Origin of the sequence: Microbacterium sp. Root1433D1 (genome assembly GCF_001426835.1) — a bacterium.
Lineage (GTDB): Bacteria > Actinomycetota > Actinomycetes > Actinomycetales > Microbacteriaceae > Microbacterium > Microbacterium maritypicum.
In genome coordinates this window covers 462,702-488,656 of sequence record NZ_LMFN01000003.1, presented here as the reverse complement: position 1 = coordinate 488,656, position 25,955 = coordinate 462,702, and the positions used below count along the sequence as shown (strand labels likewise).

The window sequence follows — 25,955 nt, the reverse complement described above, 5'->3', positions numbered from 1 at the left end:
GACCCGGGCGTTTTCGGTCGTTCAGCCGAGTGATGCGAAGGCGGGGAGGATGTTCTCGTTCCAGACGTCGACGCCGAGCTTGCCGATCAGGACGATCACGACCACGAGGAAGACGACCCGGATGAACGTGGTCCCGCGGGAGATCGCCATCCGCGACCCCAGGTAGCTGCCCGCGACGTTCGCGACGGCGAGGATGCCGCCGAGCAGCCACAGCACGGCACCGTGCGGGATGAACAGCATCAGTGCGCCCGCGTTCGTGGCGAGGTTGACGATCTTGGCCTTGGCGCTGGCCTGCAGGAAGTCGTAGCCGAGCAGTGCGACGAGCGTGATGACGAGGAAGGTACCCGTGCCCGGACCGATCATCCCGTCGTAGAAGCCGATGCCGAGTCCTGCCGCGCCCGCCATGATGTGGTGCTTGTGCCCGTGGAACCGCAGCTGGGTCGCCGCCCCCATCTGCGGCCGGAACGCGGTGAACAACGCCACCACGAGCAGGGCGATCACGATGATCGGCTTGAAGGCGGCCGGCGGCAGCACCGTCGCGACGGCCGCTCCCCCGAACGAGCCGATCAGTGCGACGATCGCCATCGGCACGGCGGTGCGGATGTCGGGTTTCGCGCGCCGATAGTAGGTGGCGCTGCTGGTCGCGGTGCCGAAGACCGAAGCGAGCTTGTTCGTCGCAAGGGCCTGCACCGGCGAGATACCGGGGATCAGCAGCAGCGCGGGCAGCTGTAGCAGTCCTCCCCCGCCGACGACGGCGTCGATCCAGCCGGCGCAGAACGCAGCGACGACGACGAGCAGGAGCATCCCCCACGTGAGCTGCTCCAGACCGAGCACGGCGCCGATATCCACCTCGCCATGATTCCAGAGAGTGGACGCCGCTCCGGCATCCGCTCCGTGCGCTGGCAGACTGGAGCCATGCTCGACGCCCTCCCGCTGCCCCACTCTTTCGAATCGCGCATCGGGACGGCGCTCCTGCGGCGTGCCACGGTCGATGACACGGATGCCGTGATCGCCCTGCTCGCCGACGACCCGATCAGCGCGGCCCGCGGCGATGTGGCCTCCGAGGAGGACCGACCGGCCTATCGACAGGGGCTCATCGAGATCCTGTCCGAACCGTCGAACGACCTGCTCGTCGTCGAGCTCGACGGCGCGATCGTCGGCACGCTGCAGCTCACCTCCATCCCCGGGATGGCACGTCGCGGCGCCCGACGGCTGCTGGTCGAGGCGGTCCGCGTACAGAGCAGCCTGCGCTCGTCGGGCATCGGCTCCGCCGTGATGCGCTGGGTGTCGGAGGCGGCGGCCCCTGCGGTCGGCGCGAGCATGGTGCAGCTCACCTCGGACGCCTCCCGCACCGACGCGCACCGTTTCTACGAGCGGCTGGGGTACGTCGGCTCGCACCGCGGCTTCAAGTACAGCGTCCCGCAGGGCTGAGACGCCGTAAGGAGGTCCCTGCCGGGCGCATCGCGCCGGGCGGGGACCTCCTCCATGCTCAGGCTGCGGTATAGCAACCCAGCGTGGCCCACTCGATGGTTCCACCGCCGAGTGCGTTGAGTTCGTAGTAGGTGGCGTATTTGAGTCCCGTGTAGACGCTCACGACGCCGGAGCCTGAGCGGACGTTGTTGAGCATCGTTCCGTGAATCCAGAGGTCCACGAACCGATATCCCGTAGAGGTTCCACCTGTGCGCTTCCACTGGAGCAGCACGTACTGGTCCCGCCCCGCGCACGTGTACGTGGGAGAGCCCGAGTTCCATACGACGGTCGCCGACCCGGCGCGCGCAGCGGCACTCGCTCCCGTCTGCGCAGCGGCAGTCGCTCCCGTCTGCGCCACCGCCGGCGATGACATCATGCTCGCGCACAGTGCGATAGCGATGGTGGCGATACCGAGTTTTGCCTTGTTCTTCATGCTGTACCACTCCTTCTCAGCCAGACCTGTTGAACCTTGCGCGATACATGCTATGGAGCGAGGGGGGGGACGCGATGTGGCCTCCGGAAGAACTGCATCTGAAGAATGAAGGTCCTGCCTGCCGGACCCGGTCGCTGCAGACTTCAGGGGAGGGAGGGTTCTCCCGCGGACTTCGACCGCTTCGATTTCGCAGCAGCCGACGACGAAGGGTTGAGGTTCGCCTCTCATACTGCACCGAGGTCAGAAACACGGCTGACCCCTCGCTCTTCCCCGGACCCTCGCCGAGCGCTAGCGTGAGGCCCGAGGGGCGGGGTTCCCTCCATCCGAGAGAGAAAGGACGCCTCATGGCAGGCAAGTTCGAGCTGTACACCGACAAGTCCGGCGAGTACCGGTTCCGTCTGAAGGCCGGCAACGGCGAGGTCATCGCGATCAGCGAGGGCTACTCGTCGAAGTCCGCCGCGCTGAACGGGATCGACTCCGTCCGCCGGAACGCCGCAGACGCCGAGGTCGTCGAAGCCGACTGACCTCCTTCCACGCTTCACGACGAGACCCCCTGTCGCAGATATCTGCGGCAGGGGGTCTCGTCGATCCCGGATCAGAGCACGCGCGAAAGGAAGTCCTTCGTGCGCGGGTGCTGCGGGTTGCCGAGAACCTCGCGCGGGTCGCCTTCCTCGACGATGTGTCCACCGTCCATGAAGATCAGGCGAGATCCGACCTCGCGCGCGAAGCCCATCTCGTGCGTGACGACGAGCATCGTCATCCCCTCATCGGCGAGCGAGCGCATGACCTGCAGCACCTCGCCGACCAGTTCGGGGTCGAGCGCCGATGTCGGCTCGTCGAACAGCATCATGTCGGGGTTCATGCACAGCGCACGCGCGATCGCCACACGCTGCTGCTGTCCTCCCGACAGATGCCCGGGGTAGGCATCGGCCTTCTCCGCCAGCCCGACGCGGGCGAGCATCTCCTTCGCGACCCTCGCCGCCTCAGCCTTCGAGCGCTTCTTCACGCGCTGCTGCGCGATCGTGAGGTTCCCCATCACATCGAGGTGCGGGAAGAGGTTGAAGCTCTGGAACACCATGCCGATGCGGGTGCGCACCCGGTCGATGTCGACGTCGGGGTCGGTGATGTCGATCCCCTCGATCAGCACCTTGCCGCCGGTCGGCTCCTCGAGCAGGTTCACCGACCGCAGCAGCGTCGACTTTCCCGAGCCCGAGGGTCCGATCACGCACACGACCTCGCCCTTGGTGACGGTGAGGTCGATGCCCTTGAGCACCTCGTTGTCGCCGAACGACTTCACGAGCCCCTGCACATCGATCGCGGGGGCGTGGACATCAATCAGATCGGTGATCATCGCTGCTTCGCCATCCGTCGTTCGAGCCACGCGCTGAAGCGCGTGAGCGGGATCGTCACGATCAGGTACAGGATCGCCGCCATGATCAGCGGCGTCGCGTTGGTGTTCTGCGTCGATGCATCACGGGCGAAGTTCGTCAGCTCCTTCGACCAGATGAAGGAACCAGCCACGAACAGCAGCGACGTGTCCTTCAGCAGCAGCACGAACTCGTTGGTCAGGGGCGGGATGATGATCCGGAACCCCTGCGGCACGATGATCCAGAACGTCGTCTTCATGGGCGACATGCCGAGCGAGCGCGCGGCCTCGGTCTGCCCCTTGGGAACGGCCTGGATACCGGCACGGATCGTCTCGGCCATGTACGCCGAAGCGACGAGGATGAGACCGATGAGTCCGAGCACGACCGGCCCACCGAGCTTCGTGCCGGGGACGCCCAGTGCGATCGGCAGGATGAAGGCGATGCCGAAGATCGTGAGGATCGCGGGAAGCCCGCGGAACAACTCGATCCACACCGTCGCGATCCACCGGAACGGCGCGATGGTCGACAGCTTCATCAGCGCCAGCACGACGCCGAGCAGCAGGCCGCCAGCGAAGGCCACGGCCGTGAACCACAGCGTGTTGACCAGGGCGGTCGTGATGATCCCGGGGAACATCTTCGCCGCGACCTCAGGATTGAAGAACAGCGGCCCGATCTTCGCCCAGTCGGTGCTCACGATCGCCCAGACGGCGATCGCGAGCAGCACGACGTAGACCGAGTACCGATACAGCTTGCTCTTGGTGGTACGCCTCAACGCCATCGTCGAGGTCCTCCCGTTCTACCGACGCCGCCGGTCACTTGGCCGCGAGGTACTTGTCGTAGATCTTCTGGTAGCCGCCGTCGTCCTGGAGCTCCTTGAGCGCCTTGTTGACGGCATCGCGCAGCTCGTCCTTCTCCCCCTTGGCGAAGGCGAAGCCGTACGACTCGTCGGTCGGGTACGTCTCGACGATCTTGTAGTCGGGGTCATCCTGCTCGTGCACGTAGTTGACGGGCTGGTCCTGCAGGATCGCGTCGATCTGACCCGCCTGCATGGCCGGCCACAGCTCACCGTCCGAGGGATACTGCACGAGCTGCGCGCCCGGAGCGTTCTCGCCCGCGTAGGTCTCGCCGGTCGTGCCCTGCTGCACACCGACGTTCTTGCCGTCGAGGTCGTCGATCGACTTGATGTCCGAGTCGGTACGCACGAGAAGCGACTGCAGCGAGTCGACGTACGGGTCGGAGAAGTCGAGGTTGGCCTTGCGCTCGTCGGTGATCGTCATCGCGGAGGCACCGATGTCGCACGTGCCGGCAGCAAGCGTGGTGCCCGACTGCAGGGCGTCGAAACCCACGTCCTGCACGGAGAGCTTCAGGTCGATCTTCTCGGCGATCGCGCCGAGCAGATCGATGTCGAATCCGGAATAGCCGGTCTCGCTGGACGGGTCCTCGACCTCGAACGGCGGGTAGGGAACATCTGAGCACACGGTGAGCGTTCCGGCCTCGACGAGACCGTACTTGTCGTCGGCGGCGGGAGCGTCACTGCTGCCCGCGTCGGATGATCCGGTGGCGCAGCCGGCGAGCGCGAGGGTGGCCGTCGCCACGAGGGCGAGACCGGCGATGAGGTTGCGACGAGGCATGTCGGCTCCTGTGAGTCGAGGGCACGAAGGCCCGCTGACGGATAGGAGTTCATCTAAACATGCGGCTCGTCGCGTGACCAATGGCATCGGCATAGACGCGCATTACGTTTGTGTTGCAAGTACGCCCCGGTCACGCGAAGAAACCGAATTCCGGGGCCGGCGCGACGCGGTCTCAGACCTCGAAGTCGACAGCGACGCGAGACGCGACCACGGTGCGGATGTACGCGGCCACCTCGGCGTGTGCGGGGTGCACCTGGTACTCCTCGATCGCCGCGATCGACGCGAAGTCCGCGACGAGCGTGACGTCCCAGTTCGCTTCCGGGTAGGCGACGTTCGCTCCCGCGGAGATGGAGAGGAGCTGCGGAACGACGCCGTCGAGGGCGTTCAGACGGCGAGCGACCTCAGCCGCCTGCGCACCGCGCTCTGCGACGTCTTCGGCGGCGAGCTTCCAGGTCACGACATGGCGGATGGTCACAGAGATTCCTTCGTTCCGGTCAGCGCGTCTGCGCGAAGAGAGTCCTCGAGCGCTTCGCGCAGCCGATCGGGCGCCACCCGCCAATGCGCGTGCAGCTCGCCGTCGATGAGCACGACCGGGATCTTCTCCCACCACAGCTCGTACAGCGCGGGGTCGTCCTGGATGGAGGCCTCGACGATCTCGATCTGCTCGGCCGCGGCATCGGGCAGCTCGGCGACGACGGCATCGATGACGTCGGAGGCGACGTCGCAGAGGTGACAGTCGGGCTTGCCGATCAGGGTCAGCGTGGTCACGCCGACGGCACCTCGACCTGGCGCCCCTGGGCGATCCACTCGCCGGTCCCGCCTTCGACGTTCGTGGCGTCGTAGCCGCGCGACTCCAGCGCCTCGACCACACGCGCCGACCGCCCACCCGCCTGGCAGATGACGTCGAACGCCTCCGCGGGGAGCTCTTCCAGCCGGTTGCCGATCTCGGACATCGGGATGTTGACGGCCCCGGGCACGTGGCCTGCGGCGAACTCGTCCACCTCCCGCACATCGATGAGCGGGATACCGGTGCGCTCGGCGAGCTCGGTGACGGTGATCGACTTCATGACATCCTCTCGGCGGGACGGAGATGCGGCCGGAGACACAAAGCGCCCGTCCGAAGACAGGCGCTCGTGTCTGGTCGCTTACTTCTTGTTGCGACGCTGGTGGCGAGTCTTACGAAGCAGCTTGCGGTGCTTCTTCTTCGCCATGCGCTTGCGGCGCTTCTTGATGACAGAACCCACGGAAACCTCACTAAGTCAGTGGCTGGGTGTCGCCGAAATCGGACACCCGGGTACGGGCACGGAAAATGCCTCGGGTCAGTCTAGCAAACCCGAAGGCATGGGCTGTCACGCATCCTTCGCCCGGGGCGACGGAGTTCGAGACAGCCGGCGACGTCAGCCGACGTCGGCGATCGGGCGCTGCAGCGCGTCGGCTACGGCAGACTCGGGCACGCGATAGCTGCGCCCGAAACGGACGGCCGGCAGCTCGCCCGCGTGAACGAGCCGATACACGGTCATCTTGGACACGCGCATCAGCTCTGCGACCTCAGCAACCGTGAGGAATCGGACGTCAGGAACTTCGGGCATCCCACGTACCCCTTTCTCGATGAGCACACTCTATGGGGTAGCTGGGACGCGTGTAAACCTCTGTGGCTCGTGTGATCAGTGGGACGACACCGCCGACGAGCGCGCTCCGCCGGGCAGCCGTCCCAGCACAGACATAGACGTTCTGCGGCATTCGCTCATCCCGCACTGCGATCGTGATCTCAGGGCTCGCGCCGGCACCGCCGAGTCCGCCCCGGGTGTGGGGACCCGCACCTCGCCCCTGACGACAAGCCCCCCTGTCGTCAGGGGCGAGTCGTTGCGGGTCTGCGCCAGCTGACGGGGAGGTCGCGCATCACGAGGGCACTGTCGATCTGCGCAGCCCCTCGCGGAAGCCCGTCGAAGAACGACGACCCGACCTCGTTCACGCGCCCCGCCTCCGCGACCCACCGCGTCGTCGACAGCTCCACCGCCTCCGCTCCTCTGCCGTCCCGCCGCGGCGACCAGCCGATCGAGCCCGCACGGTAGAACTGCGAGGCGTCGTCGACCGTCGGGAAGAGCGTGCTCTCCCATCCGTCGGTCACCTCGACGTCAGCGAACACGCTCGCGTCGGACGCCTCCATCCCGACCCGGAATCTGGCACCGGTCTCCTCGATCACGAACCGTGCGCGCCGCTGGATTCCCGGGAAGAACCTGCCGCCCCCGACGACCGGCACGATGTCGGAGGAGTGCCGTTCGATGACGTACACGCCCGTGTGCGTCGCCCCGCCCTCGTCCCACTCGACCGCGAATCGGTGCGCGGCGTTCTCCGTGGAGATGCCCCAGCGCGGACGCACCCAGCCGGGACGCAACTCCGTCAGCGCGATCAGGCACACTCCCCCGACGGCGCTCCCGTCGACGAGTTGGGGTCGAAAGGGGGCAGGGATGATCCCGCCCGCGACCGCGGGATCGACCCGATAGGTCAGCAGCAGACGGCGCCGCATCCGGCCACGGAGAGTGCGCAGGAGAAGGTTCATGCCTTCAATTTAACAGCTTCGCTAAATAGCTACAAGCCTTCAGCGAGAGGGGGCCGGCCACTCGGCCGTCAGGCTCCGAGCCGCTTGAGGGCGTTGGCGACGACGTGCTTCGCGGATGCCGCCGCACGTCCGACGACCTCGGCCGCATGGGTGGCGCTTTCGTTGAGCGGGATGCCCGGGTAGACGATGTCGGGAGCACCGTCGCCGAAAGCGTCGACCAGGAACGGCACCAGCCAGTCGTCCACGGCCTCCAGCGGCTCGACCGCGAGACTGTAGAAGCGGCGCTGGCCGTCTTCGCGCACGGTGACGAGCTCGGCGTCGCGCAGCACCTTCAGGTGCTTGGACACGGTGGGCTGGCTGATGCCCAGATCGGCGACGATCTGGCTGACGCTCGTGCCCGCCTCTCCTTCGGTCGTGCGCCGCAGCAGGAGCTGGAGGATGTCTCGCCTCGTACCGTCTGCGATCACGTCGAAGATGTCCGTCATGAGTTCAGGGTAGTCGTCCCCGGCACGGAGTACCATGACGAAGGCTCGGCGACAGGCGCCGTGCGGCCGCTGTGCGCGGCCGAAGGAGAAACCACAGGGGGCAGCGATGTCGGGCATCGTTTCGGCGTCGTCCCCGCGGCAGAGCCTCAAGAGCGCGGCCGGTTGGGTCAAGCACCTCGTCACCTCTTCGCCGTCACGCTTCGCGATCGTCATCTTCGCGCTGCTGATCCTGGTCTTCACCGTGCTGCTCTCCCTGCCGATCGCCTCCGCGAGCGGAACCGTGACGCCGCTGAGCGATGCCCTCTTCACCGCCGTCTCCACCATCTGCGTCACCGGACTCGCGACCGTCGACATGGCCAACTACTGGTCGCCGTTCGGTCATGTCGTGGTGTTCCTCGGCGTGAACATCGGCGCACTGGGTGTCCTCACCCTCGCCTCGCTCATGGGCATGCTGATCTCGAAGCGCCTCGGCCTGCGCGCCAAGCTGATGGCCGCCGGCGACACCAATCCGATGCGGGCGCACGGCGGCGTGGTCAACGAGAGCCAGACCGTGCGGCTCGGCGAGGTCGGCCAGCTGCTGACCACGGTCGCCGTGTCAGCGCTGATCATCGAGGCCTCGCTCGCGATACTCCTCTACCCCGCGCTCGTGATGGCCGAGGTCGACCCGATCGCGGCACTCTGGGAGGCTCCCTACTTCGCGGCGATGGCGTTCACGAACACCGGGTTCGCACCGAACGACGGCGGCGTCGCCGTGTTCGCCGACGACTACCTCGTGCTCTCGCTCCTCATGGTGGGCGTCTTCCTCGGCAGCATCGGCTTCCCCGTCATCTACACCCTCGCCAAGCACGTCTGGCATGTGAAGCGCTGGTCGCTGCACACCAAGCTCACGCTCGTCACCACCATCCTGCTGTTCATCCTGGGTGCCGCCGTGTTCGTGGTCCTCGAGTTCAACAACCCCAAGACGTTCGGGTCGATGGATGCCACCGACACCACGTTCCAGGCCTTCTTCCTCTCGGCGATGACCCGCTCCGGTGGCTTCAACGTCATCGAGATGGACGATCTGAACGGCTCATCCCTGCTCGCCGCGAGCATGCTGATGTTCGTCGGCGGCGGCTCCGCCTCGACCGCCGGCGGCATCAAGGTGACCACTCTCGCGGTGCTGGCGATCGCCGTGTGGTCCGAGGCCAAGGGGCGCCAGTCGGTCGAGGCCTTCGGCCGCCGCATCCCGAGCGATGTGCAGCGCGTCGCCCTCAGCGTCGTCGCATGGGGCGCGACCATCGTCGCCCTGTCGACGATCGTGATCGCCCAGATCACCAAGGCGGACATCAGCCATGTCCTGTTCGATGTCATCTCGGCGTTCGGCACTGTGGGGCTGTCGACAGGGCTCACCGCAGAGCTCCCCGATTCGGCGTCGTACGTCATGGCCGCGACCATCTTCATGGGCCGCGTTGGTACAGTGACTCTCGCCGCGGCAGTCGCCGCGACATCACGAACGCAGTACTACTCACTGCCCGCGGAAAGGCCGATCGTTGGTTGAAGTCCTCCGGGGCGACGCTCCCGTCCTCGTCATCGGCCTCGGCCGGTTCGGCGCCGCCTGCGCCGGAGAGCTCGACCGCCTCGACCGCGAGGTGCTCGCGATCGACGACAACCTCGAGCTCGTGCAGAAGTGGTCCGAGCGCGTCACGCACACCGTGCAGGCCGATGCGAAGAACATCGATGCCCTCCGGCAGATCGGCGCACAGGACTTCCAGGTCGCCGTCGTCGCGGTGGGTTCCTCGATCGAGGCATCGGTGCTGATCACGGCCAACCTCGTCGACCTGAAGGTGCCGCAGATCTGGGCCAAGGCCGTCTCGCAGTCGCACGGCAAGATCCTCGCCCGCGTCGGCGCCAACCACGTCATCTATCCCGAGCGCGAGGCCGGCGAGCGCGTGGCGCACCTCGTGAGCGGACGGATGCTCGACTTCATCCGCTTCGACGACGACTTCGTCCTCGCCAAGATGTACCCGCCGAAGTTCATCCGCGGTGTCGGTCTGAACGAGTCGGGCGTACGCTCGAAGTACAAGGTCACCGTCGTGGGCGTGAAGAGCCCCGGCAAGCCGTTCCGCTATGCCGAGGCGAACACGATCGTCACGAACCACGACCTCATCATCGTCTCGGGCACCAACAGCGACATCGAGCGCTTCGCCGGCCTCGATCGCTGACGCCGCCCCGGCTTCGTTTCCCGGCTCCCCCTCGCGGCGGATGTGCGGGGCCGCACAGCCGTGGTGGGATGGGATTCATGACCGACCCCACAGCGGCCCCTCCCGTCCTCGCCCTTCGCGGGCTTCGCAAGCAGTTCGGGCAGAAGGTCGCCGTCGACGGTCTCTCCCTCGATGTGCCCGCCGGATCCATGCTCGGCCTGCTCGGCCCGAACGGCGCCGGCAAGACCACGACGCTCGCGATGGCCACGGGCCTGCTGCGTCCGGATGCGGGAACCGCCTGGGTGCTCGGTGCGGACGTGTGGCAGAACCCCGCAGAGGCGAAAGCGCGCATGGGTGTGCTCCCCGACGGCATCCGCATGCTCGACCGGCTGACCGGCGCCGAGCTGCTGCGTTACACCGGGCTGCTGCGCGGAATGGCCGAGACGGAGGTCGTCTCGCGGACCGGTGATCTCCTCGATGCGCTGGGGCTCGCCGATGCGCGGGACACGCTCGTCGTCGACTACTCCGCCGGCATGCGCAAGAAGATCGGGCTCGCCTGCGCGCTGATCCACGCACCTCGACTGCTCATCCTCGACGAGCCGCTGGAGGCGGTCGACCCGGTATCGGGCGAGACGATCCGTCAGATCCTGCGCTCCTTCGTCGACGGCGGCGGCACGGTCGTGCTGTCCAGCCACGTGATGGAGCTCGTCGAGTCGATGTGCGACAGGGTCGCCATCGTCGCCGAAGGACGCCTGCTCGCGCACGGCCCGCTCGACGAGGTGCGCGCCGGCCTCTCGCTGCAGCAGCGATTCCTCACGCTCGTGGGGGCGCACGACCTCGGGACGGAGACGCTCGCATGGTTGCGCTCCTCGTAAGCCTGCGCTGGCGGCAGCTGCGTCATCAGCTGTCCCGCAATCCCTGGATGATCGTCACCCTCATCATCACCGGGATGATCGCCCTCGGCCTCCTGGCCGTTCTCACCGCCGGGCTCGTCGCTCTGCGATTCGCCGCGCCGGAGGGTGCCGTCACCGCCCTCGTGCTCACCGGGGCCGCGATCGTCATCGGATGGTGGATCGGCTCGATCCTGGTCAGCGCCGACGACTCACTCGCTCCCGAGCGCTTCGCGCTGCTGCCCGTGACCGCGCCCGCACTGCTGCCCGGATTCGTGATCGCAGGGGCCACGACCATCGGCGGCATCGGCACCACGGTCGCACTGCTGCTGATGCTGGTGGGCTGGTCGGTGAGCCTGCCGGCACTGTTCACCGCCCTCCTCATGATCCCCGTGGCCGTCGTCACCTGCGTGCTCGGTGCGCGCGTGGTGAGCGGCCTGCTCGCCGGCTGGCTCGCGCGTCGCAGCACGCGTGATCTGGTGCTGACTCTCGGTGTGCTGCTCGCCGCCTCGTCCGGGCTGATCCTCAACCTCGGGATCGGTGCGCTCACCACGGTGACCGACGTCGGCGGAGCCTTCTCCATGGTCGCGGACATCGTCGGATGGACACCGGTCGGCGCTGTGTTCGGGGTTTCCGCATCGGCCGCGCAGGGCGACGTCGTCACCGCGGCGCTTCGCCTGGTGATCGCCCTCGCGACTGTGTTCGTCCTATGGTTCGCGTCGCAGCGCCTTCTGGCCGCGCGTCTCGTCTCGCCGATCCAGAGCAGCGGTGGCGGACGAGTGCGCTCCGGTGGCCTGCTCGATCGGATGCTGCCGGCGAACTCGACGGGCGCGGTCGCTGCACGGTCTCTGCGCTACTTCCGCCGCGATCCGCGACAGCTCGTCAACATCGTGATGCTCCTGCTGCTGCCGGCGATCTTCATCGGTATCGCCCTCATGAACGGTCTGCAGGAGGAGGCGATCGGCTTCGCCCCCGCGATCACCCTGATCCCCGCGATCAACGCCCTGCTCACCGGAACGATCGTGCAGATGGCGATCGCCTACGACAACGACGCCGTCGCCATGCACATCCTTACCGGAGTCACCGGGGCCGCCGACCGCGCGGGGCGCCTGCTCGGCTTCGGACTGATCGCGGTACCGGTCACGGTCGCGCTGTGCGTGGCGACCTGCCTGCTCGCAGGACGGCCGGACCTGCTGCCCGGCAGCCTCGGTGCGTCGCTCGGCCTCACGGCGATCGCCGCCGGCGCCGGAGCGTGGGTGGGCAGTTTCCTCCCCGGGCGGGCACCGGCCCCGGAGGCGAACCCCTTCGGCCGCGGATCCTCCGGCGGAGCTCAGTCGCTGCTCGCGATGATCATCATCGGCCCGATCACGCTCGTGCTCGGTGCACCGGCGCTCGGATTCGCCATCGCAGCGATCTGGAATCCCGGGCTGGGGTGGATCAGCCTCGCCTGCGGCATCGTCTTCGGCGGTCTGGCGCTCTGGGGCGGAACCGTGCTCGGCGGGAAGATCCTGGATCGTCGCTGGCCCGAGGTGCTCGCCGACGTGTCCAGCGAGAGCTGACCGCGGCGGACCGGGTCAGGCGTCGATGTCGAGCACGATCTCGATCACCAGATCGCACCCTCGATCCGCAGTCGCATGGCTCAGGCTCCGGCGGCGAGCTCCCTGGCCCGTGCGAGTGCGGCGTCCGCAGCCTGGGCGAAAGTGCGATCGAGGTGCGCGTCCTGCAGCACGGCGATCGCCCGCTCGGTCGTTCCCTTCGGGCTCGTGACGCGACGGCGCAACTCTGCCGGCTCCTCGCCCGAGGCATCGAGCAGGGCTGTCGCCCCGATGAACGTCTGCTCGACCATGAGCCGCGCATCGGCATCGGCGAATCCCATGCCGACGGCGGCCTTCGTGAACTCCTCGATCAGCAGGTAGACGTAAGCGGGCCCTGAGCCCGAGATCGTCGACAACGCATCGATCTGAGACTCCGGCACCTCGACGACAGCCCCGACGGTCTCGAAGAGGCGGCGGACGAGAGCGAGATCCTCGGCCGGGATCGCAGCGCCGGCGGCGAGACCGGTGACGCCCTTGCGCACGGTCGACGGAGTGTTGGGCATCGAGCGGATGACTCGGGCTTCAGGACCGAGCACATCGGCGAAGGTCTGCAACGTGACGCCGGCGGCGACACTCACCACGATCGCGTCGGCGGCGAGGTGCGGGGCGATCTCGCGCAACAGATCGGGCACCATCGCCGGCTTCACGCCGACCAGCACGATCCGCGCTCCCGCGGCTGCCTCGACGTTGCCCTCCGGACGCTCGGCGAGGGCGACGCTCGTGACGCCGTCGAGGTCGGCGAACGCCTCCGCCTTCTCCGCAGTGCGGTTCGTCGCGGTGATCCCGCCGTCGATCCGGATGCCCGAGGCGACCACTCCGCGCAGGATCGCACCGCCCATCGAGCCGGCACCGAGGAAAGCGAGGGAAGGAAGCGAGTCAGCCATGTCGTCATCCTACGGCGGGCACTCCGACATCCTCAGGCGGGCGGTTCTAGACTCATCCCATGAGTGCATCCGGAGGCAACAAGGCCATCGTCGCGGCGTTCCTGGCGAACATGGGCATCGCCCTCGCGAAGTTCATCGCCTGGGCTCTCTCCGGATCCGCCTCGATGCTCGCCGAGGCCATCCACTCCGTCGCCGACTCGGGCAACCAGCTGCTGCTGATGCTGGGCGGACGCAAGGCCCGGCGCGAGGCCGACCGAGCGCACCCGTTCGGCTACGGCCGGGAGCGCTACGTGTACGCCTTCGTCGTCTCGATCATCCTCTTCTCGGTCGGTGGCCTCTTCGCGATCTACGAGGGCGTCGAGAAGCTCACGAACCCGCACGAGCTCGACAAGACATGGTGGTGGCTGCCGCTCGTGGTGCTCGTCGTCGCCATCGGACTCGAGTCGTTCTCGCTGCGCACCGCCATGCGCGAGAGCAACCTCGTGCGCGAGAAGGGCCAGTCGTGGGTGTCGTTCGTGCGCCGCTCGAAGGCACCGGAGCTTCCCGTCGTGCTGCTGGAGGACGTGGGCGCACTCACCGGCCTCACGTTCGCGCTGCTCGGCGTCGGCCTCACCCTCATCACCGGCAACCCGATGTTCGACGCGCTCGGCACCGTCATGATCGGTGTGCTGCTGGTGCTGATCGCGATCGTGCTGGGCGTGGAGACGAAGAGCCTCCTGGTCGGAGAAGGCGCCACCCAGGCCGACCACGACCGCATCGTGGACGCGATCAACGCGGGCGATGAGATCGAGAAGATCATCCACATGAAGACCCTCTACCTCGGCCCCGACGAGCTGATGGTCGCGGCGAAGATCGCCCTCAACGCCGACAAGCCGCTGCGCGAGGCCGCCGACGACATCGATGCGATCGAGGCGCGGATCCGCGAGGCCGTGCCGGTGGCACGGATCGTCTACATCGAGCCGGACGTCTACCGCCCCGCGATCGATCCCGAGCCCTCGACCGACGTCTTCGTGCTCAAGTCCTCGGACTGACCGCGGGAGCGCTCAGCGCCGCTGCTCGAAGAACGAGCGAAGGAGCGCCGTCGCCGCATCGGCCGCGACACCGCCGATGACCTCGGCACGGTAGGGCAGCCGCCGGTCGCGCAACACGTCGTACATCGAGCCCGCCGCGCCCGCCTTGTCGTCCCAGGCACCGAAAACCACGCGACCGATACGGGCCTGCAGGACCGCCCCGGCACACATGACGCACGGTTCGAGAGTCACCACGAGCGTGTGCCCCTCGAGATTCCAGGAGCCGACCACTGCCGCGGCACGTCGGAGCGCTTCGATCTCGGCGTGACCCGTCGGATCGTGGGTCTCCTCGCGAGTGTTGCGACCCTCGGCGATGATCCGCCCGTCGGGGTCGAGGACCACCGCGCCGACGGGGATCTCCGAGGCCGCCGCAGCCTCGGCCGCGAGCACGAGGGCGCGCGCCATCGCGAGGTCGTCGGCAGCGGTCATGCGTCGAGCCTACGACAGCCGCCGAGCGCGGCCGGAGCACCCGATGTCGTGCCTGGCCCCGCAGCGCATTACCCTGTATCCATGCGTGTTCACGTGGCCGACCACCCTCTCATCACCCACAAGCTCTCGGTGCTGCGCGACGCGCGCACGCCGTCGCCGGTCTTCCGGCAGCTCACAGAGGAGCTCGTCACGCTGCTCGCGTACGAGGCGACTCGCAACGTGAAGGTCAGCCCGATCGAGATCACGACCCCGGTGACGACCACGATGGGTGTGAAGATCTCGGAGCCCCGCCCGATCGTGGTGCCGATCCTGCGCGCCGGTCTCGGCATGCTCGAAGGCCTCGTGAAGCTGCTCCCGACGGCCGAAGTCGGCTTCCTCGGCATGGTGCGCGACGAGACGACGTTCGAGCCGACGACCTATGCCGAGCGCCTGCCCGACGATCTGAGCGATCGCCAGTGCTTCGCGATCGACCCGATGCTGGCTACCGGTGGCTCGCTCGCCGCGGCGATCCAGTTCCTGTTCGACCGCGGCGCGAAGGACGTGACCGCGATCTGCCTGCTCGGAACCCCCGAGGGCGTCGCCGCGATCGAGGCCATGGCGGGCGACCGCGACGTGACTCTCGTGCTCGGCGCACTCGACGAGCGCCTCGACGAGAAGGGCTACATCGTTCCCGGGCTCGGCGACGCCGGCGACAGGCTCTACGGCACCGTCTGATTCGGCTCTACGCCGCCGGATTCAGGCGGTACGCCCGTTCATCGCCGTAGTGGGTGAATCCGGCGCGGGCCAGGATGGGCGCCGATGTCGAGATGCGACCCTTCACGAGGGCCGTCTTCGCTCCCCAGGTGGCACTCCGGCGCAGTCGCTCCGCGAGCACCGCACGGTACGCCCCCCGACCGCGGTCCGTCGCAAGCGTGGATGCACCCCAGAGTCGGACGAATCCGTCGTCGATGGTGCACCCTCCGGTGCTGACAGCGCGGTCGCCGATCCGCGCGAGGACCCGGAACCCCTCGCGTGCCTCGAGTGCTGCGGTCACTTCGGCGAACTCGGCCCGCAGACCTTCCGCGTCGAGCGGTCGTTGCTGCCACACCGGCACGTTGACGGTGTCCACAGCGCGCACCTGCTCCAGCGTGCGCACGACCTCGACGGTCACATCCGCCGGCACGTCAACGGTTGCACCGTCGAGAGGGCGAGCGAATACCGCCACCGTGTCGATGTGTTCTGCGCCGCGCCGACGCAGTTCCTCCTCGAGGTCAGGGCGGTCGGCGGAGCTCGTCCAGATTGTGAATCGCTGCGCGCCCCACGCTCTCGTCCGCTCCAGCGCATGATCGACCACCTCCGCGGGGCTGAGACTCGATTCCACCTGGGAACCGCGCACCCCGCCGCCGAACCTCTCCGGATCACGCACGAGCAGCAGGTGCTCGCGCACATGCTCACTGTCGCGGGGGAACCAGACCCATGCGGCCGAGGCGGCCAGGATCTCGTCGACCGTGTGGGCGCTCATCCCGCTGCCCCGACGAGACGGGCGAAGGCGCTGAGGCGAGCCACACCCTCCGGCGTGTACGGCAGATCGTCCAGCAACGCGGGCGAATGGATCAGGTAGGCGACGACCTGAGCGCGGGAGATCGCCACGTTGAGTCGATTCTGCAACAGCAGGAATTCGGGCCCGCGTGGCGCATCCCGACCGCTCGATGCTGCCAGGGAGGTGATGGAGACGACGGCCTCCTTGCCCTGGAAGTTGTCGACGGTGCCCACCGGGACGTCGGGGAACCCGGCATCGGCGAGCGCATCGAGGACCAGCTGACGCTGCGCGTTGTAAGGGGTGACGACGATCATGTCGGACTGCGTGAGAGGCCGCTTCGAGGCGCCGGGGTCGTTGTCCGTGAAGGTGCGCCCGACCAGGTCGGCGACGAGTCGCACGACCTCCGCGGCCTCTTCGGGCGATTGGGTCGCATTGCCGCGATGACGAAGAGGCATGACATGAAGGCCCGGGTCGATGCCGTCGAGCGATCGGAGCTCCGTGCCAGGGGCCGAGGCGAGCTGTCCGGCATAGGCGAGCTTCGATACGGGCGCGGCGACGAAGGGATGCATCCGCCACGATCGCGCGAGGAAGTAGCCGTACTCGGGACGCACGACCGGATCGCCGTCCATCACCCAGCCGAGGGCGGATGTGTCCACCGGCTCGGGGTGGGCTCCCTGACTCACCTGCGGCAGCTGCTGCGGATCGCCGAGGAGGAGCAGCCGCTTCGCCCCGGCCGCGACAGCGATCGTCGAGGCGAGCGAGAACTGCCCCGCTTCATCGATCACGAGGAGGTCGAGTCCTGCCCGACCGACGCGCTGGGTGTTGCTGAAATCCCACGCCGTACCGCCGACGACGGCCCCCTCGCCGGCGTGCTCCGCGAGGAACGACGCCATGCCGCTCTTGGGGATCACGGTGTAGGGCGGATCCGCATCCGGGTCCTTCGGCGCCTTCGCCACCTGTGCCGGCGAGACGCCGTCGGCGACGACCCTTGCCAGGAGAGTCTCGATGATGGCATGCGACTGCGCGACGACACCCACCTTGAAGCCGTGCTCATTCACCAGGCGTGCGATCACCCGCGATCCTGTATAGGTCTTGCCTGTGCCGGGAGGACCCTGCACGGCGAGATAGCTGCGGTCGAGATCGAGCACACCGCGCACGATGGCATCGACGGTGTCATCGCCGGCCTCCGGCAGTGCGCGTCCCGACACCGTGCGTGGCGGGATACGGCGCAGGATGTCGGTCGCGGCGTCTTCCGGGAAACCGGGAGCGGCCAGGTGCACGGCGTCGGCCCACTCGTCGATGGCCCCCTGGAGCGAGACCACACGCGGGGGCGCCGCCGGTGTGAGCGCGAGCGGCAGCTCGTCCCAGGTCTGGCCCTGCACGGCCGTCTCGGTGACGAGGTAGCCGTCATCGAGCACCTCGGAGACCGTGACCGTGTGCGGCACATGGACCGCACGAGACGGCACCTCGGTGTCGAACGGAGCCGGGACCTCGTAGAGCGCGAACGGCTGAGCCCCCGGGCCGAGCGTCGTGCCGGGTGACACCTCGCCGCGGATCTCGATGTCGCGCGACATCACCCGTCGCCCCTCGCCGATGCTCCACTCCCGACGCACGACCGATGACGGACGGTCGATCCGCACCACGTCTCGCGTGCCGTCCCACATCGTCACCGTTTCGCGCAGCCGCTGGAAGTGCGACACCCAGAAGCTCTTCGCCTCGCGGGGGAAGTAGTCGATGGCCGCAGCGGCGATCCGGTGCACCAACCCGTCGTCGCCGGCCTCGACAGCACGTTCCGCGTCGGCGAGGAGCGCGACCGAGCGGGGCGACGGCTCGTAGATGATCTCGTCGGCATCGTCGGGCGGTGCGGGCGTCACGCCCTGCTGTCGGGCGATGTCGATGAGCCAGTTGCGCAACCGCCGCGTCGAGACGCAGTCGTAGCGGTTGTAGTCGGCGAGGTCGGCCAGGACGGCGTCTGCCTCGGCCCTCTCCCCCGCCGCCGCGAGCTCGCGGGCCGCGACGTACTGCACGATGGAATCGTCGCCCTTCTGCACGTCGCTGGTGCGCACGTCTTCGCCCATGTAGAGCGGTTCGAGCTTCTTGATCGAGTACGAGCGGGACCCGACCCGCACCGTCCGCAGCACGAGCGGGTAGAGGTCGACGAACACCCCCTCGCGCAGCAGCCGGTCGACCTCACCCTCGCGCACACCGTGCCTCGCAGCCATGGCCACCAGGTGCGAGGTCTCGTAAGGCGCATAGTGGTAGATGTGCATGCCGGGGTGTGCGAGCCTGCGTGCGTTCACGAAGTCGAGGAAGTCCTCGAGCGCGCGCTTCTCGTCGGCGAACGTGTGCGCCCACAAGGCCGAGTACTGGTCGGCGTTGTCCACCCAGCCGAACAGGTAGTCGATCCCCCAGTGGGCCTCGCCGTCGGGAGCAGGCTCGGTGTACAGCGGATCGCCCTCGAAGTCGAAGAAGATGTCGCCGTGACTGGGCAGCGGAAGAGTGTGGATCGCCTGCGCGTAGTGAACGTCGAACGTCGGCACCCCCTCGGCGTCTGCCTGCAACTGCAGACGGGCCTGTGCGCGAAGGGTCTCGAAGGTGTCGGCGTTCATGCCCGCCGGCGCCTCGACGGCCGCAGCCAGTGCGTCGATCGTCTCGAGGCCGGAGGCCCGCAACCGGGCCCGCTGCACCGGTCGCATCCGCGCGACCATGAGAAGGTCGCGGTGCGCGAGCACCTGCTCCTCGCAGGTGGCGCAGCGCCCGCAGGCCACGACCTGGAGGTCGCCGCGATCGTCGCCCCACGCCAGCGGAGCGCCCGTCGCACCGTCGGCGATACGCCGATCGGCGATGAGTGCGCGCAGCCGCGCGCGTCGCACCTGGAACAGCGGGAGGAGATCGTCGACGGCATGCGTGCTGAGCGTGCCGTCGCCGAGGATGAGGTCGACCTCATCGGCGCGCGGGATGCCGAGGCGATCGAGCTGGTCGACATATGCCGCGAGCTGCATGAGGGCGGTGACACGCGCCTTGCGCGCCAGCTTCGAGTCCTGCACCCGCCAGCGCCCGTCGTCGTCTCTACGGAGGAAATCGGCGAAGCCGACGAACTCCTCGGTTGCGAAAGCGGCCTGGAAGACGACCTGTACGTCTGAGCGCAGCGCGGTCACCGTCTCATCGATCGCCGCGGCCAGTGCTTCGGCGTCGACCGACGAGACCTTCTCGACACGGTGGACGTTCTCGTCACCGAGATCGTCGATGTAGTGGGCGAGCACGTTCTGCTCGTGCACATCGCCGAGCTGCGCCGCGCGCTTCAGCGTGGCGTCTTCCGGTTCTTCGACGGCCGGCACCCGCCCCAGCTTCGCGTCGATCGCCCGACACCATGCGAACTCGCATTCGGCGGCCGCCTTGAGGTCGCTCGCGCTCCAGATGACGCGCTGCGCCTGAGTGTCGATCCGCACGATGCTCCCGTTCTGTCGGATCCTTCGACACTATCCGCGGCATCCGACACGGGCGAACGCGTGCGCCTGTCGAGACGACCGGCGTCAGCGCCACCAGGTGTCGTCGGGAGTCACCGGAAGATGCCGCTTGTGCTGCGTCGCGAGGTACCTCGCCTCGATGCGGCCGGCGACCTCGGGGTCGACGTCGCGCCCTTCGAGGAAGTCGTCGATCTGCTCGTAGGTGAGTCCGAGCTCATCCTCATCGGCGCGCCCCGGTTGACCGTCGAGCAGGTCGGCGGTCGGCACCTTGAACGCCAGCCGATCCGGAGCGTCGAGGAACTGCAGCATCGAGCGCCCCTGCCGCTTGCTGAGCCCGGAGAGCGGGAGGATGTCGGCCGCGCCGTCGCCGAACTTCGTGTAGAAGCCGGTCACAGCCTCGGCGGCGTGGTCCGTGCCGATCACCAGCATCCCGTCATGGCCGGCGAGCGCGTACTGCGTGACCATGCGGACACGCGCCTTGATATTGCCCCGGTTGAAGTCGCTGATGTCGCTCGTGACCGCGAACTCGATGTCTTCCTCGACACCGTCGACGCCGTTCTGGATGTTGACCTCGACCGAGGAGTCGGGCGCGATGAAGTCGAGGGCGGCCTCGGCGTCTGCGGCATCGTGCTGCACACGGTAAGGCAGGCGCACGGCGAGGAACTTCGCCTCCCCTCCCTCCGCCCGCACCCGCTCGACGGCGAGCTGCGCGAGGCGTCCGGCCAGCGTCGAGTCCTGCCCACCGGAGATCCCGAGCACGTAGCCCTTCGCCCCGGTCGTTCGGAGGTAGTCGACGAGGAATCCGACCCGACGCTCGACCTCGGACTCGGGGTCGATCTCGGGCCTGACGCCGAGGTCTTCAGAGATCTGCTTCTGCAACGACATGTCATCCTCCGTCTTGTCCTCGAATCAGTATCGCCCTTCCGTGTTACACCCGGGTGACGCCGCGGCGTGCGCATGCTCCTGCCAGCGAAGACCTGAGAGAATGGGCCAGTGAAACTGCTGCTCGCTGCCCTCGAATCCGAACTGTCCGCATTCCCTGAGGAGCTCGACGGCTTCGACCGTCTCGTGAGCGGCCCCGGCAAGCTCCAGGCGACCTACGCCCTGACTCGCGCGCTCGACGCCAAGGTCTACGACGAGATCGTGGTCGTGGGCACGGCCGGCGCGATCGATCCCGACCTCGCGGCGACCGTCCACGAAGTCGGCACCGCGTTTCAGCATGACGTGACCGATCTCGACGGCATCTCGGGCCAGCACGTGTCGCTGCCAGCACGTGTCTCGACCGGGCGCGACGGCGTGCTGATCGCCACCGGTGACCACTTCGTCGAGGACGCCGAGGTCACCGCCGTGATCCGTCCCTCGGGCGCGGCCCTGGTCGACATGGAGACCTACGCCTACATCTGGGTCGCCGGACAGTTCGATGTCCCGATCCGCGTGTTCCGCGCGGTGTCCGATCAGGCCGAAGACGGGGCGTTGACGGATTGGCGTGAGGCCGTCGCGCGCTGCAGCGTGCAGTTGCGCGAATTCATCCGCAGCGAGTACGGCGTCTGAGAGCGCGGGGACGCCTGTCCCCGCGTTTCGACTCAGCCGGCCTGCACTCAGCCGTACACGACTCAGCGGGCCACGATTGACTCAGCGCGCCTGCCTCAGCGGGCCTCGATGATGCTGGGCCCGTTCGGCAGCGCTCGCACCGTGAGCTGAGCGGGAATCTGCTCCTGCATGGCCTCGACGTGGCTGATGATCCCGACCGTCCGGCCTCCCTGTCGCAGCTCGTCGAGCGTGCGCATCGCGACGTCGAGCGTGTCTCCATCGAGGGAGCCGAATCCCTCGTCGATGAAGAGGGTGTCCAGGCGGATCCCGCCCGCGCGTGCGGTGACAACCTCGGCCAGTCCCAGAGCGAGGGCGAGGGATGTGAGGAACGTCTCGCCCCCCGACAGCGACTGCGGCGGTCGGGTCTGACCGGTGAAGGCATCGGAGACCACGATCCCGAGACCGGACGCAGCACCTCGAGCCGCCAGTGCATCGGAGTGCTGCAGTTGGTAGCGGCCCGTCGACATGTCGTGCAACCGGCGGTTGGCCGCCTCGACGATCTCTTCGAGCTCGGCGGCGAGGACGAAGGTCTCGAGCGTCATCTTGCGGGTGTTCGCGCCTCTGCCCGCGATCGTGTCGGCCAGGTTCTGCAGCACCTCGAACTCCGCGGCGTCGTCGGCGGTGCGGGCATGCTCGGTCGAGGCCGACTCGATCAGGCCTCCGAGCCGTTCCGCTGTGCCGGCCGCCCTCGCCGCTTCGTCGACGGCCGCCGTCCAGGCGCCGCGGGCGGCGGCAGATGCCTGCTCAGCCGGCTCCAGGTCGATCGGATCCTCGGGCAGCGTACGCAGTTCGAGATCGAACAGGACGGCCCGTTCCTTCTCCCGCTGCACGGCATGCCGGGCGATCCTCGCGTCGAGGGCCTCCTGCTCCGCCATCGAACGCAGCGCCCCCTCGGCGGCGGCCACGTCGTCGAACACGGATTCTGCGAGCGCCGCGTCCCGCTCCGTCTCCGCCTCGACGAGCGCCTCGGCCCTGCGCGTGCGCTCCGTGATGGCCTGGATGAGCGCGTGCGCTGCGGCAATCCTCGACTCCGTGTCGGCGAGCCGGGCGGCGACGGTGTCGAATCCACCCCGCGCCTCGACGATCAGTTCGTGCGCCTCGGCGCTCCGCTGCCGCAGTAGAGCGTGCTGTTCTCGTGCTTCCGCAAGGGCTCGCGCATCCTCTTCCCGTTCGGCATCGAGCCGCTCGGCACGGGCGACGAGCTCGCCCAGCTGGATGTCGAGCGCCGTGAGGTCTTCCAGGGCCGCACGGGAGATCGAGAGCGCCGCAGCGGCGTCGGCGTACTCACTCTCGGCCTGTTCGATGTCCCGCCCGTCGGCGCGGGCGGTGGCGGCGGCCGACTCGGCGCGCAGCGTCGAGGAGGTCGACGCCAGCTGCCGCTCCTTCTGCGCCGCGGCATCTCGCGCTTCTTCCGCGAGGGCGATGTCCTCGAGCGAGACGGGGTCGGAATGCGTGGCCGGTGCCGGGTGATCGAGCGAGCCGCAGACAGGGCAGGGATGTTCCTGTCGGAGTGTCGATGCGAGCTCTCCGGCCATGCCGTCGGTTCGCCGTTGACGCAGCTGAGACAGGGCCGACTGCGCAGCCGCATGCAGCGCTGTGGCCTGCGTGAGCTCGAGGTCGAGTGCGCTCTCGGCGGCACGCAGCCGTTCCGCCTCCCGCGCGGCCTCTCGACGCACGTCTGCCGCCGCCAAGGCCGCCTGTCGGTCGTCCACACGGTCGGCGAGGCGCCGGGTCTCGTCTCGTCTCGTCGTCAGCGCGGCGATCTCGTCGGGAAGTGCGGTGCGCTTCGCGTCCGCGGCTTCGATGCGTAGAGTCGCTGCTTCGACCGCGGCCTCTGCCGATCGCACCTCGGCGTCGAGTGCCGGCGCCGCCTCTTCGAGTTCTCGCGCCCGCTGCCAGGCTCCGCTCTCCCGGGTGCGCTCCGCCGTCCACGCGTCCAGGTCGCCATCCACAGCGAGCCCGAGGGCCTCTCCTGCCGCACGGGCGCTCTGTTCGTCTCGGGATGCGCTCGCGAACGCCGTATGCGCGCGTGCCGCGGCGGCGATCGTCGAGCGGAGCGCTTCGGCGGCGCGCGCCGCGGTGAGCTCCGCACGGGCCTCCTCGATGACGGGCACCTCGGAGTCGAGGCGTTCGAGCGCAGCCCTGGCGCGGTCGCGCTCACGCTGCGCGCGCTGCTCCTCGCGCGTCGCAGCGAGCGCCTCATCGGCTGCCGCCGATTGCTTCTCCGCGTCGATGCGCTCCGATGCTCGGCGCTCTGCACGATAGTCGGCGCGGGCCTTCGCCCGTCGGAGGGCGCCGAGACGCTCATCGATTGACGACGACACGTGCGGAGCCTCGGGCTCTGTGTCATCGCCGTCTCCCGACAACCCATCGGCGGCCACAAGGCGCTCGGCCTCGTCGACACGGGCCTCGACGGTCGCGAGCCGAGTGCCGAGCGCCTGCTCCGCCTCCCGACGACGCTCATCGAACCGCGCCTGCACATCTTCGAAACGCTGCGTGCCGAACAGCCTGCGCAGCAGCGCCTGCCGGTCGCGGCTCCCCGCGAGCAGGAACTCCGAGAACCTGTTCTGCGCGAGCAGGATCACCTGTAGGAACTGCTCGCGGCTGAGCTGGAGGATCTCGTCGAGCTCGCCTGCGACATCGACCGCGCGTGCGGCGCGTCCGACCCACCCTGCATCCGTCCACTCGTCGAGGGCCACGGCCGACGCCTGCTTGGTCATGCCGCCGCCGCGCTTGGCCGGGCGCAGATACTCGGGCGAACGGGTCACCCGGAACCGGCCGGTGGGAGTGCTGAACTCGACGACCACCTCTGAGGGATCGTCGGGCTCGCAGTGGTCGCTCCGAAGGCGCTTCTCGCCGCCGTCGTATCGTGGCACTCCGCCGTAGAGACCGAAGCAGACGGCGTCGAGGATGCTGGATTTGCCCGCCCCGGTCCGTCCGGCGATCAGGAAGATGCCATCGTCGGCGAACGCGTCGAAGTCGACCGTCTGACGCGAGCGGAAGGGGCCGAAGCCCTCGACCTCCAGGCGATGAAGACGCATCTAGACGAGCGCCTCGGCGCGCACACGCTCGTCGAGGATCGCCCGGATCAGGTCGCGCTCGGCCACCGTCGGTCCCTGACCCGCCCGCACATGTTCGAGGAAGGCATCGATGCGGTCGGCATCGGTCACCGCGTTGCGCAGACGCTGCACGTAGGAGCGCTCGTCTGCTTCGGCCCTGACCTCGGGCTGATGTTGCACCATGGCGCAGTAGGGGTAGCTCTCGCGGAGGCGGCGCATCGGCTCGGTCTGCGGCACGGCGTCGGTGTACACGGCGCAGACCCAGTCGTCTGCGTGCGTGGCGACGCTCTCGGCGGAAAGGAGCTCGTCGAGCGGGCCGGTGAGCGTGACCAGGCGGCGCGGCACCGGCAGCTCGAGCCACTCGACCTCGGCGAGTCCATCGGCATCGACGTCGACGAGCCACGACCCGCGAGGCTTGTCCTGCTCTCCGAAGCTGTAGTGCAGAGGCGCCCCCGCGTAGCGGACCCGATCACTGAGCTTCTGACGCCCGTGGATGTGGCCGAGCGCCACGTAGTCAGGACCGTCGAACACACTCAGCGGTACGACATCGAGGCCGCCCTGACGCACCTCGCGCTCGAGCCCGACCGTCGCGTCGACACCGGCGGCGAAGCAATGGGCGATCGCCACCGAGCGCCCCTCGTGTCGCGCCATCCCGGCGCGCACGAGGTCCATCGCATGCGCCATGGTCTGCGCCTGCGTGCGCAGCTGACGCCCTGAGCCATCGCCCTCGGGCCAGTGCTGGCGCACGATCGCCGGCTCGAGATAGGGAATTCCGAAGAAGTGCACCGGCCCATGCGCATCGGCGACGGTGACGGGGACGCCGACCGCCAGCGGGTCGGTCAACACGTGGATGCCTTCGCGGAGCAGACGGGCCTGGAAGCCGAGCCGTGCGGCCGAGTCGTGGTTGCCGCTGGTGACGATGACACGGGCACCCGTCTCGTGCAGGGCCACCAGCGCATCGCCCAGCAGGGTGTAGGCGGCGCCGGACGGAGTGGCGGAATCGAACACGTCTCCCGCGATGACGACGACATCGACCGCGTTGTCGCGAACCTGTGCGGTGAGCGCTCCGAGAACCTCGGCGAGAGCGTCCATGGTCGAGTTGCCATGGAACGTCCGGCCGATGTGCCAGTCAGAGGTGTGCAGGATGCGCATACTCACACGGTACGAAGCCCCTCCGACATTCCGTCCGAGGCGTGCCGCAGCACACCCGGACGCCCCGGTGGAAGAAGAAGCGGAAGGTCCCCTGACCCACCCTCGTCACGATGATCGGCACGCGGTGATGCGAGATGCACTGTGCACCTTCACCTGTGCGGCGTGCGGGGCTGC

The 25,955-nt window shown here is 68.3% G+C and carries 28 protein-coding genes; 9 read left to right on the top strand and 19 right to left on the bottom strand.

The features are described 5' to 3' along the window. Positions 1-21 precede the first annotated feature (21 nt). Positions 22-804: a sulfite exporter TauE/SafE family protein gene (locus tag ASD13_RS13325; RefSeq protein WP_055871151.1), complete on the bottom strand. Its 783-nt coding sequence runs from the start codon at positions 802-804 to the stop codon at positions 22-24. A 111-nt stretch (positions 805-915) separates the two neighbouring features. Between ASD13_RS13325 and ASD13_RS13320 the strand changes: the two genes are divergently transcribed. Beyond that, a complete protein-coding gene (locus ASD13_RS13320) occupies positions 916-1,431 on the top strand; it encodes a GNAT family N-acetyltransferase (protein WP_055870026.1) in 516 nt (171 codons plus the stop codon). A gap of 58 nt (positions 1,432-1,489) precedes the next feature. Here the strand turns inward: ASD13_RS13320 and ASD13_RS13315 are convergent, their stop codons facing one another. Next, positions 1,490-1,903 carry a hypothetical protein gene (locus ASD13_RS13315; protein ID WP_055870024.1) on the bottom strand — a complete coding sequence of 138 codons (414 nt, stop codon included), beginning with the start codon at positions 1,901-1,903 and terminating at the stop codon, positions 1,490-1,492. A 344-nt stretch (positions 1,904-2,247) separates the two neighbouring features. Between ASD13_RS13315 and ASD13_RS13310 the strand changes: the two genes are divergently transcribed. After that, positions 2,248-2,427: a YegP family protein gene (locus ASD13_RS13310; RefSeq protein WP_021198051.1), complete on the top strand. Its 180-nt coding sequence runs from the start codon at positions 2,248-2,250 to the stop codon at positions 2,425-2,427. A 71-nt stretch (positions 2,428-2,498) separates the two neighbouring features. Here the strand turns inward: ASD13_RS13310 and ASD13_RS13305 are convergent, their stop codons facing one another. From ASD13_RS13305 to ASD13_RS13265, 10 genes are all read right to left on the bottom strand, one after another. After that, entirely contained in the window at positions 2,499-3,254 is a 756-nt protein-coding gene (locus tag ASD13_RS13305; RefSeq protein WP_017828128.1) for an amino acid ABC transporter ATP-binding protein, read from the bottom strand. Then, positions 3,251-4,048, bottom strand: a complete 798-nt coding sequence (locus tag ASD13_RS13300) for an amino acid ABC transporter permease (protein ID WP_055870022.1) — start codon at positions 4,046-4,048, stop codon at positions 3,251-3,253. Before ASD13_RS13300 ends, ASD13_RS13305 begins: the two co-directional genes overlap by 4 nt. Before the next feature lie 34 nt (positions 4,049-4,082). Beyond that, the gene (locus ASD13_RS13295; RefSeq protein WP_055870021.1) at positions 4,083-4,901 is read right to left on the bottom strand and encodes a basic amino acid ABC transporter substrate-binding protein; all 819 of its coding nucleotides are present in this window, start codon (positions 4,899-4,901) and stop codon (positions 4,083-4,085) included. A gap of 172 nt (positions 4,902-5,073) precedes the next feature. Next, complete coding sequence (locus tag ASD13_RS13290) at positions 5,074-5,376, bottom strand: Dabb family protein (protein WP_055870019.1); 303 nt, start codon at positions 5,374-5,376, stop codon at positions 5,074-5,076. Continuing rightward, positions 5,373-5,669, bottom strand: a complete 297-nt coding sequence (locus tag ASD13_RS13285) for a glutaredoxin family protein (protein ID WP_055870017.1) — start codon at positions 5,667-5,669, stop codon at positions 5,373-5,375. Before ASD13_RS13285 ends, ASD13_RS13290 begins: the two co-directional genes overlap by 4 nt. Continuing rightward, positions 5,666-5,968, bottom strand: coding sequence for a rhodanese-like domain-containing protein (locus tag ASD13_RS13280; RefSeq protein ID WP_017828123.1), 303 nt, complete (start codon positions 5,966-5,968; stop codon positions 5,666-5,668). The genes ASD13_RS13285 and ASD13_RS13280 overlap by 4 nt, the downstream gene beginning before the upstream one ends. A 78-nt stretch (positions 5,969-6,046) precedes the next feature. Continuing rightward, the gene (locus ASD13_RS17250; RefSeq protein ID WP_003792170.1) at positions 6,047-6,145 is read right to left on the bottom strand and encodes a 30S ribosomal protein bS22; all 99 of its coding nucleotides are present in this window, start codon (positions 6,143-6,145) and stop codon (positions 6,047-6,049) included. A 153-nt stretch (positions 6,146-6,298) separates the two neighbouring features. Then, on the bottom strand, positions 6,299-6,490 hold the full coding sequence (locus ASD13_RS13275) for a helix-turn-helix domain-containing protein (protein WP_017204627.1): 192 nt from the start codon (positions 6,488-6,490) through the stop codon (positions 6,299-6,301). A 260-nt stretch (positions 6,491-6,750) separates the two neighbouring features. Then, positions 6,751-7,461: a DUF2071 domain-containing protein gene (locus tag ASD13_RS13270; RefSeq protein WP_055870015.1), complete on the bottom strand. Its 711-nt coding sequence runs from the start codon at positions 7,459-7,461 to the stop codon at positions 6,751-6,753. A gap of 68 nt (positions 7,462-7,529) precedes the next feature. Next, complete coding sequence (locus ASD13_RS13265; protein WP_055871149.1) at positions 7,530-7,946, bottom strand: ArsR/SmtB family transcription factor; 417 nt, start codon at positions 7,944-7,946, stop codon at positions 7,530-7,532. A 106-nt stretch (positions 7,947-8,052) separates the two neighbouring features. Here ASD13_RS13265 and ASD13_RS13260 point away from each other — a divergent pair, with 106 nt between their 5' ends. The 4 genes from ASD13_RS13260 to ASD13_RS13245 all read left to right on the top strand — a co-directional run bounded on the left by ASD13_RS13260 (position 8,053) and on the right by ASD13_RS13245 (position 12,575). Continuing rightward, positions 8,053-9,483, top strand: a complete 1,431-nt coding sequence (locus tag ASD13_RS13260; RefSeq protein WP_055870011.1) for a TrkH family potassium uptake protein — start codon at positions 8,053-8,055, stop codon at positions 9,481-9,483. Further along, positions 9,476-10,147, top strand: a complete 672-nt coding sequence (locus ASD13_RS13255) for a potassium channel family protein (RefSeq protein WP_017828119.1) — start codon at positions 9,476-9,478, stop codon at positions 10,145-10,147. The genes ASD13_RS13260 and ASD13_RS13255 overlap by 8 nt, the downstream gene beginning before the upstream one ends. A 77-nt stretch (positions 10,148-10,224) precedes the next feature. Beyond that, the gene (locus ASD13_RS13250) at positions 10,225-11,001 is read left to right on the top strand and encodes an ABC transporter ATP-binding protein (protein ID WP_055871145.1); all 777 of its coding nucleotides are present in this window, start codon (positions 10,225-10,227) and stop codon (positions 10,999-11,001) included. Next, positions 10,983-12,575 carry a hypothetical protein gene (locus ASD13_RS13245; protein ID WP_055870008.1) on the top strand — a complete coding sequence of 531 codons (1,593 nt, stop codon included), beginning with the start codon at positions 10,983-10,985 and terminating at the stop codon, positions 12,573-12,575. Before ASD13_RS13250 ends, ASD13_RS13245 begins: the two co-directional genes overlap by 19 nt. Before the next feature lie 80 nt (positions 12,576-12,655). On the opposite strand, the gene proC is transcribed toward ASD13_RS13245, so the two are convergent. Continuing rightward, positions 12,656-13,495, bottom strand: a complete 840-nt coding sequence (gene proC, locus ASD13_RS13240; RefSeq protein WP_055870005.1) for a pyrroline-5-carboxylate reductase — start codon at positions 13,493-13,495, stop codon at positions 12,656-12,658. A 59-nt stretch (positions 13,496-13,554) separates the two neighbouring features. Here proC and ASD13_RS13235 point away from each other — a divergent pair, with 59 nt between their 5' ends. Next, positions 13,555-14,526: a cation diffusion facilitator family transporter gene (locus ASD13_RS13235; RefSeq protein WP_055870002.1), complete on the top strand. Its 972-nt coding sequence runs from the start codon at positions 13,555-13,557 to the stop codon at positions 14,524-14,526. Positions 14,527-14,538: 12 nt separating this feature from the next. Here the strand turns inward: ASD13_RS13235 and tadA are convergent, their stop codons facing one another. Next, entirely contained in the window at positions 14,539-14,994 is a 456-nt protein-coding gene (gene tadA, locus ASD13_RS13230) for a tRNA adenosine(34) deaminase TadA (RefSeq protein ID WP_055870000.1), read from the bottom strand. Between the two features lie 81 nt (positions 14,995-15,075). On the opposite strand from tadA, the gene upp reads away from it, so the two are divergent. Further along, entirely contained in the window at positions 15,076-15,708 is a 633-nt protein-coding gene (upp, locus tag ASD13_RS13225) for a uracil phosphoribosyltransferase (protein ID WP_017828113.1), read from the top strand. A gap of 7 nt (positions 15,709-15,715) precedes the next feature. Here the strand turns inward: upp and ASD13_RS13220 are convergent, their stop codons facing one another. The 3 genes from ASD13_RS13220 to nadE form a co-directional block, all read right to left on the bottom strand. Next, positions 15,716-16,495 (bottom strand): hypothetical protein, encoded by a 780-nt coding sequence (locus tag ASD13_RS13220; protein ID WP_055869998.1) that lies wholly within the window; start codon positions 16,493-16,495, stop codon positions 15,716-15,718. Next, positions 16,492-19,962 carry a TM0106 family RecB-like putative nuclease gene (locus ASD13_RS13215; RefSeq protein ID WP_055869986.1) on the bottom strand — a complete coding sequence of 1,157 codons (3,471 nt, stop codon included), beginning with the start codon at positions 19,960-19,962 and terminating at the stop codon, positions 16,492-16,494. Before ASD13_RS13215 ends, ASD13_RS13220 begins: the two co-directional genes overlap by 4 nt. A gap of 84 nt (positions 19,963-20,046) precedes the next feature. Further along, positions 20,047-20,865, bottom strand: coding sequence for an ammonia-dependent NAD(+) synthetase (gene nadE / locus ASD13_RS13210; RefSeq protein WP_017828110.1), 819 nt, complete (start codon positions 20,863-20,865; stop codon positions 20,047-20,049). 108 nt (positions 20,866-20,973) lie between these two features. On the opposite strand from nadE, the gene ASD13_RS13205 reads away from it, so the two are divergent. After that, positions 20,974-21,531 (top strand): phosphorylase family protein, encoded by a 558-nt coding sequence (locus ASD13_RS13205; RefSeq protein ID WP_055869983.1) that lies wholly within the window; start codon positions 20,974-20,976, stop codon positions 21,529-21,531. A 95-nt stretch (positions 21,532-21,626) separates the two neighbouring features. Here ASD13_RS13205 and ASD13_RS13200 read toward each other — a convergent pair whose 3' ends face one another. Further along, positions 21,627-24,611 carry an AAA family ATPase gene (locus ASD13_RS13200; protein WP_055869980.1) on the bottom strand — a complete coding sequence of 995 codons (2,985 nt, stop codon included), beginning with the start codon at positions 24,609-24,611 and terminating at the stop codon, positions 21,627-21,629. Continuing rightward, positions 24,612-25,781 (bottom strand): exonuclease SbcCD subunit D, encoded by a 1,170-nt coding sequence (locus tag ASD13_RS13195; protein WP_055869977.1) that lies wholly within the window; start codon positions 25,779-25,781, stop codon positions 24,612-24,614. Positions 25,782-25,955: the final 174 nt, after the last annotated feature.

Excerpts from the sequence above, each read along its gene's own strand:
- ASD13_RS13280 (WP_017828123.1), bottom strand. The coding sequence starts at position 5,968 with ATGAAGTCGATCACCGTCACCGAGCTCGCCGAGCGCACCGGTATCCCG.
- ASD13_RS13305 (WP_017828128.1), bottom strand. The coding sequence starts at position 3,254 with ATGATCACCGATCTGATTGATGTCCACGCCCCCGCGATCGATGTGCAG.
- ASD13_RS13270 (WP_055870015.1), bottom strand. The coding sequence starts at position 7,461 with ATGAACCTTCTCCTGCGCACTCTCCGTGGCCGGATGCGGCGCCGTCTG.
- proC (WP_055870005.1), bottom strand. The coding sequence starts at position 13,495 with ATGGCTGACTCGCTTCCTTCCCTCGCTTTCCTCGGTGCCGGCTCGATG.
- upp (WP_017828113.1), top strand. The coding sequence starts at position 15,076 with ATGCGTGTTCACGTGGCCGACCACCCTCTCATCACCCACAAGCTCTCG.
- ASD13_RS13265 (WP_055871149.1), bottom strand. The coding sequence starts at position 7,946 with ATGACGGACATCTTCGACGTGATCGCAGACGGTACGAGGCGAGACATC.
- ASD13_RS13310 (WP_021198051.1), top strand. The coding sequence starts at position 2,248 with ATGGCAGGCAAGTTCGAGCTGTACACCGACAAGTCCGGCGAGTACCGG.
- ASD13_RS13295 (WP_055870021.1), bottom strand. The coding sequence starts at position 4,901 with ATGCCTCGTCGCAACCTCATCGCCGGTCTCGCCCTCGTGGCGACGGCC.
- ASD13_RS13260 (WP_055870011.1), top strand. The coding sequence starts at position 8,053 with ATGTCGGGCATCGTTTCGGCGTCGTCCCCGCGGCAGAGCCTCAAGAGC.
- nadE (WP_017828110.1), bottom strand. The coding sequence starts at position 20,865 with ATGTCGTTGCAGAAGCAGATCTCTGAAGACCTCGGCGTCAGGCCCGAG.
- ASD13_RS13245 (WP_055870008.1), top strand. The coding sequence starts at position 10,983 with ATGGTTGCGCTCCTCGTAAGCCTGCGCTGGCGGCAGCTGCGTCATCAG.
- ASD13_RS13235 (WP_055870002.1), top strand. The coding sequence starts at position 13,555 with ATGAGTGCATCCGGAGGCAACAAGGCCATCGTCGCGGCGTTCCTGGCG.
- ASD13_RS13200 (WP_055869980.1), bottom strand. The coding sequence starts at position 24,611 with ATGCGTCTTCATCGCCTGGAGGTCGAGGGCTTCGGCCCCTTCCGCTCG.
- ASD13_RS13325 (WP_055871151.1), bottom strand. The coding sequence starts at position 804 with ATGCTCCTGCTCGTCGTCGTCGCTGCGTTCTGCGCCGGCTGGATCGAC.
- ASD13_RS13320 (WP_055870026.1), top strand. The coding sequence starts at position 916 with ATGCTCGACGCCCTCCCGCTGCCCCACTCTTTCGAATCGCGCATCGGG.
- ASD13_RS13315 (WP_055870024.1), bottom strand. The coding sequence starts at position 1,903 with ATGAAGAACAAGGCAAAACTCGGTATCGCCACCATCGCTATCGCACTG.
- tadA (WP_055870000.1), bottom strand. The coding sequence starts at position 14,994 with ATGACCGCTGCCGACGACCTCGCGATGGCGCGCGCCCTCGTGCTCGCG.
- ASD13_RS13275 (WP_017204627.1), bottom strand. The coding sequence starts at position 6,490 with ATGCCCGAAGTTCCTGACGTCCGATTCCTCACGGTTGCTGAGGTCGCA.
- ASD13_RS13195 (WP_055869977.1), bottom strand. The coding sequence starts at position 25,781 with ATGCGCATCCTGCACACCTCTGACTGGCACATCGGCCGGACGTTCCAT.
- ASD13_RS13220 (WP_055869998.1), bottom strand. The coding sequence starts at position 16,495 with ATGAGCGCCCACACGGTCGACGAGATCCTGGCCGCCTCGGCCGCATGG.
- ASD13_RS13250 (WP_055871145.1), top strand. The coding sequence starts at position 10,225 with ATGACCGACCCCACAGCGGCCCCTCCCGTCCTCGCCCTTCGCGGGCTT.
- ASD13_RS13300 (WP_055870022.1), bottom strand. The coding sequence starts at position 4,048 with ATGGCGTTGAGGCGTACCACCAAGAGCAAGCTGTATCGGTACTCGGTC.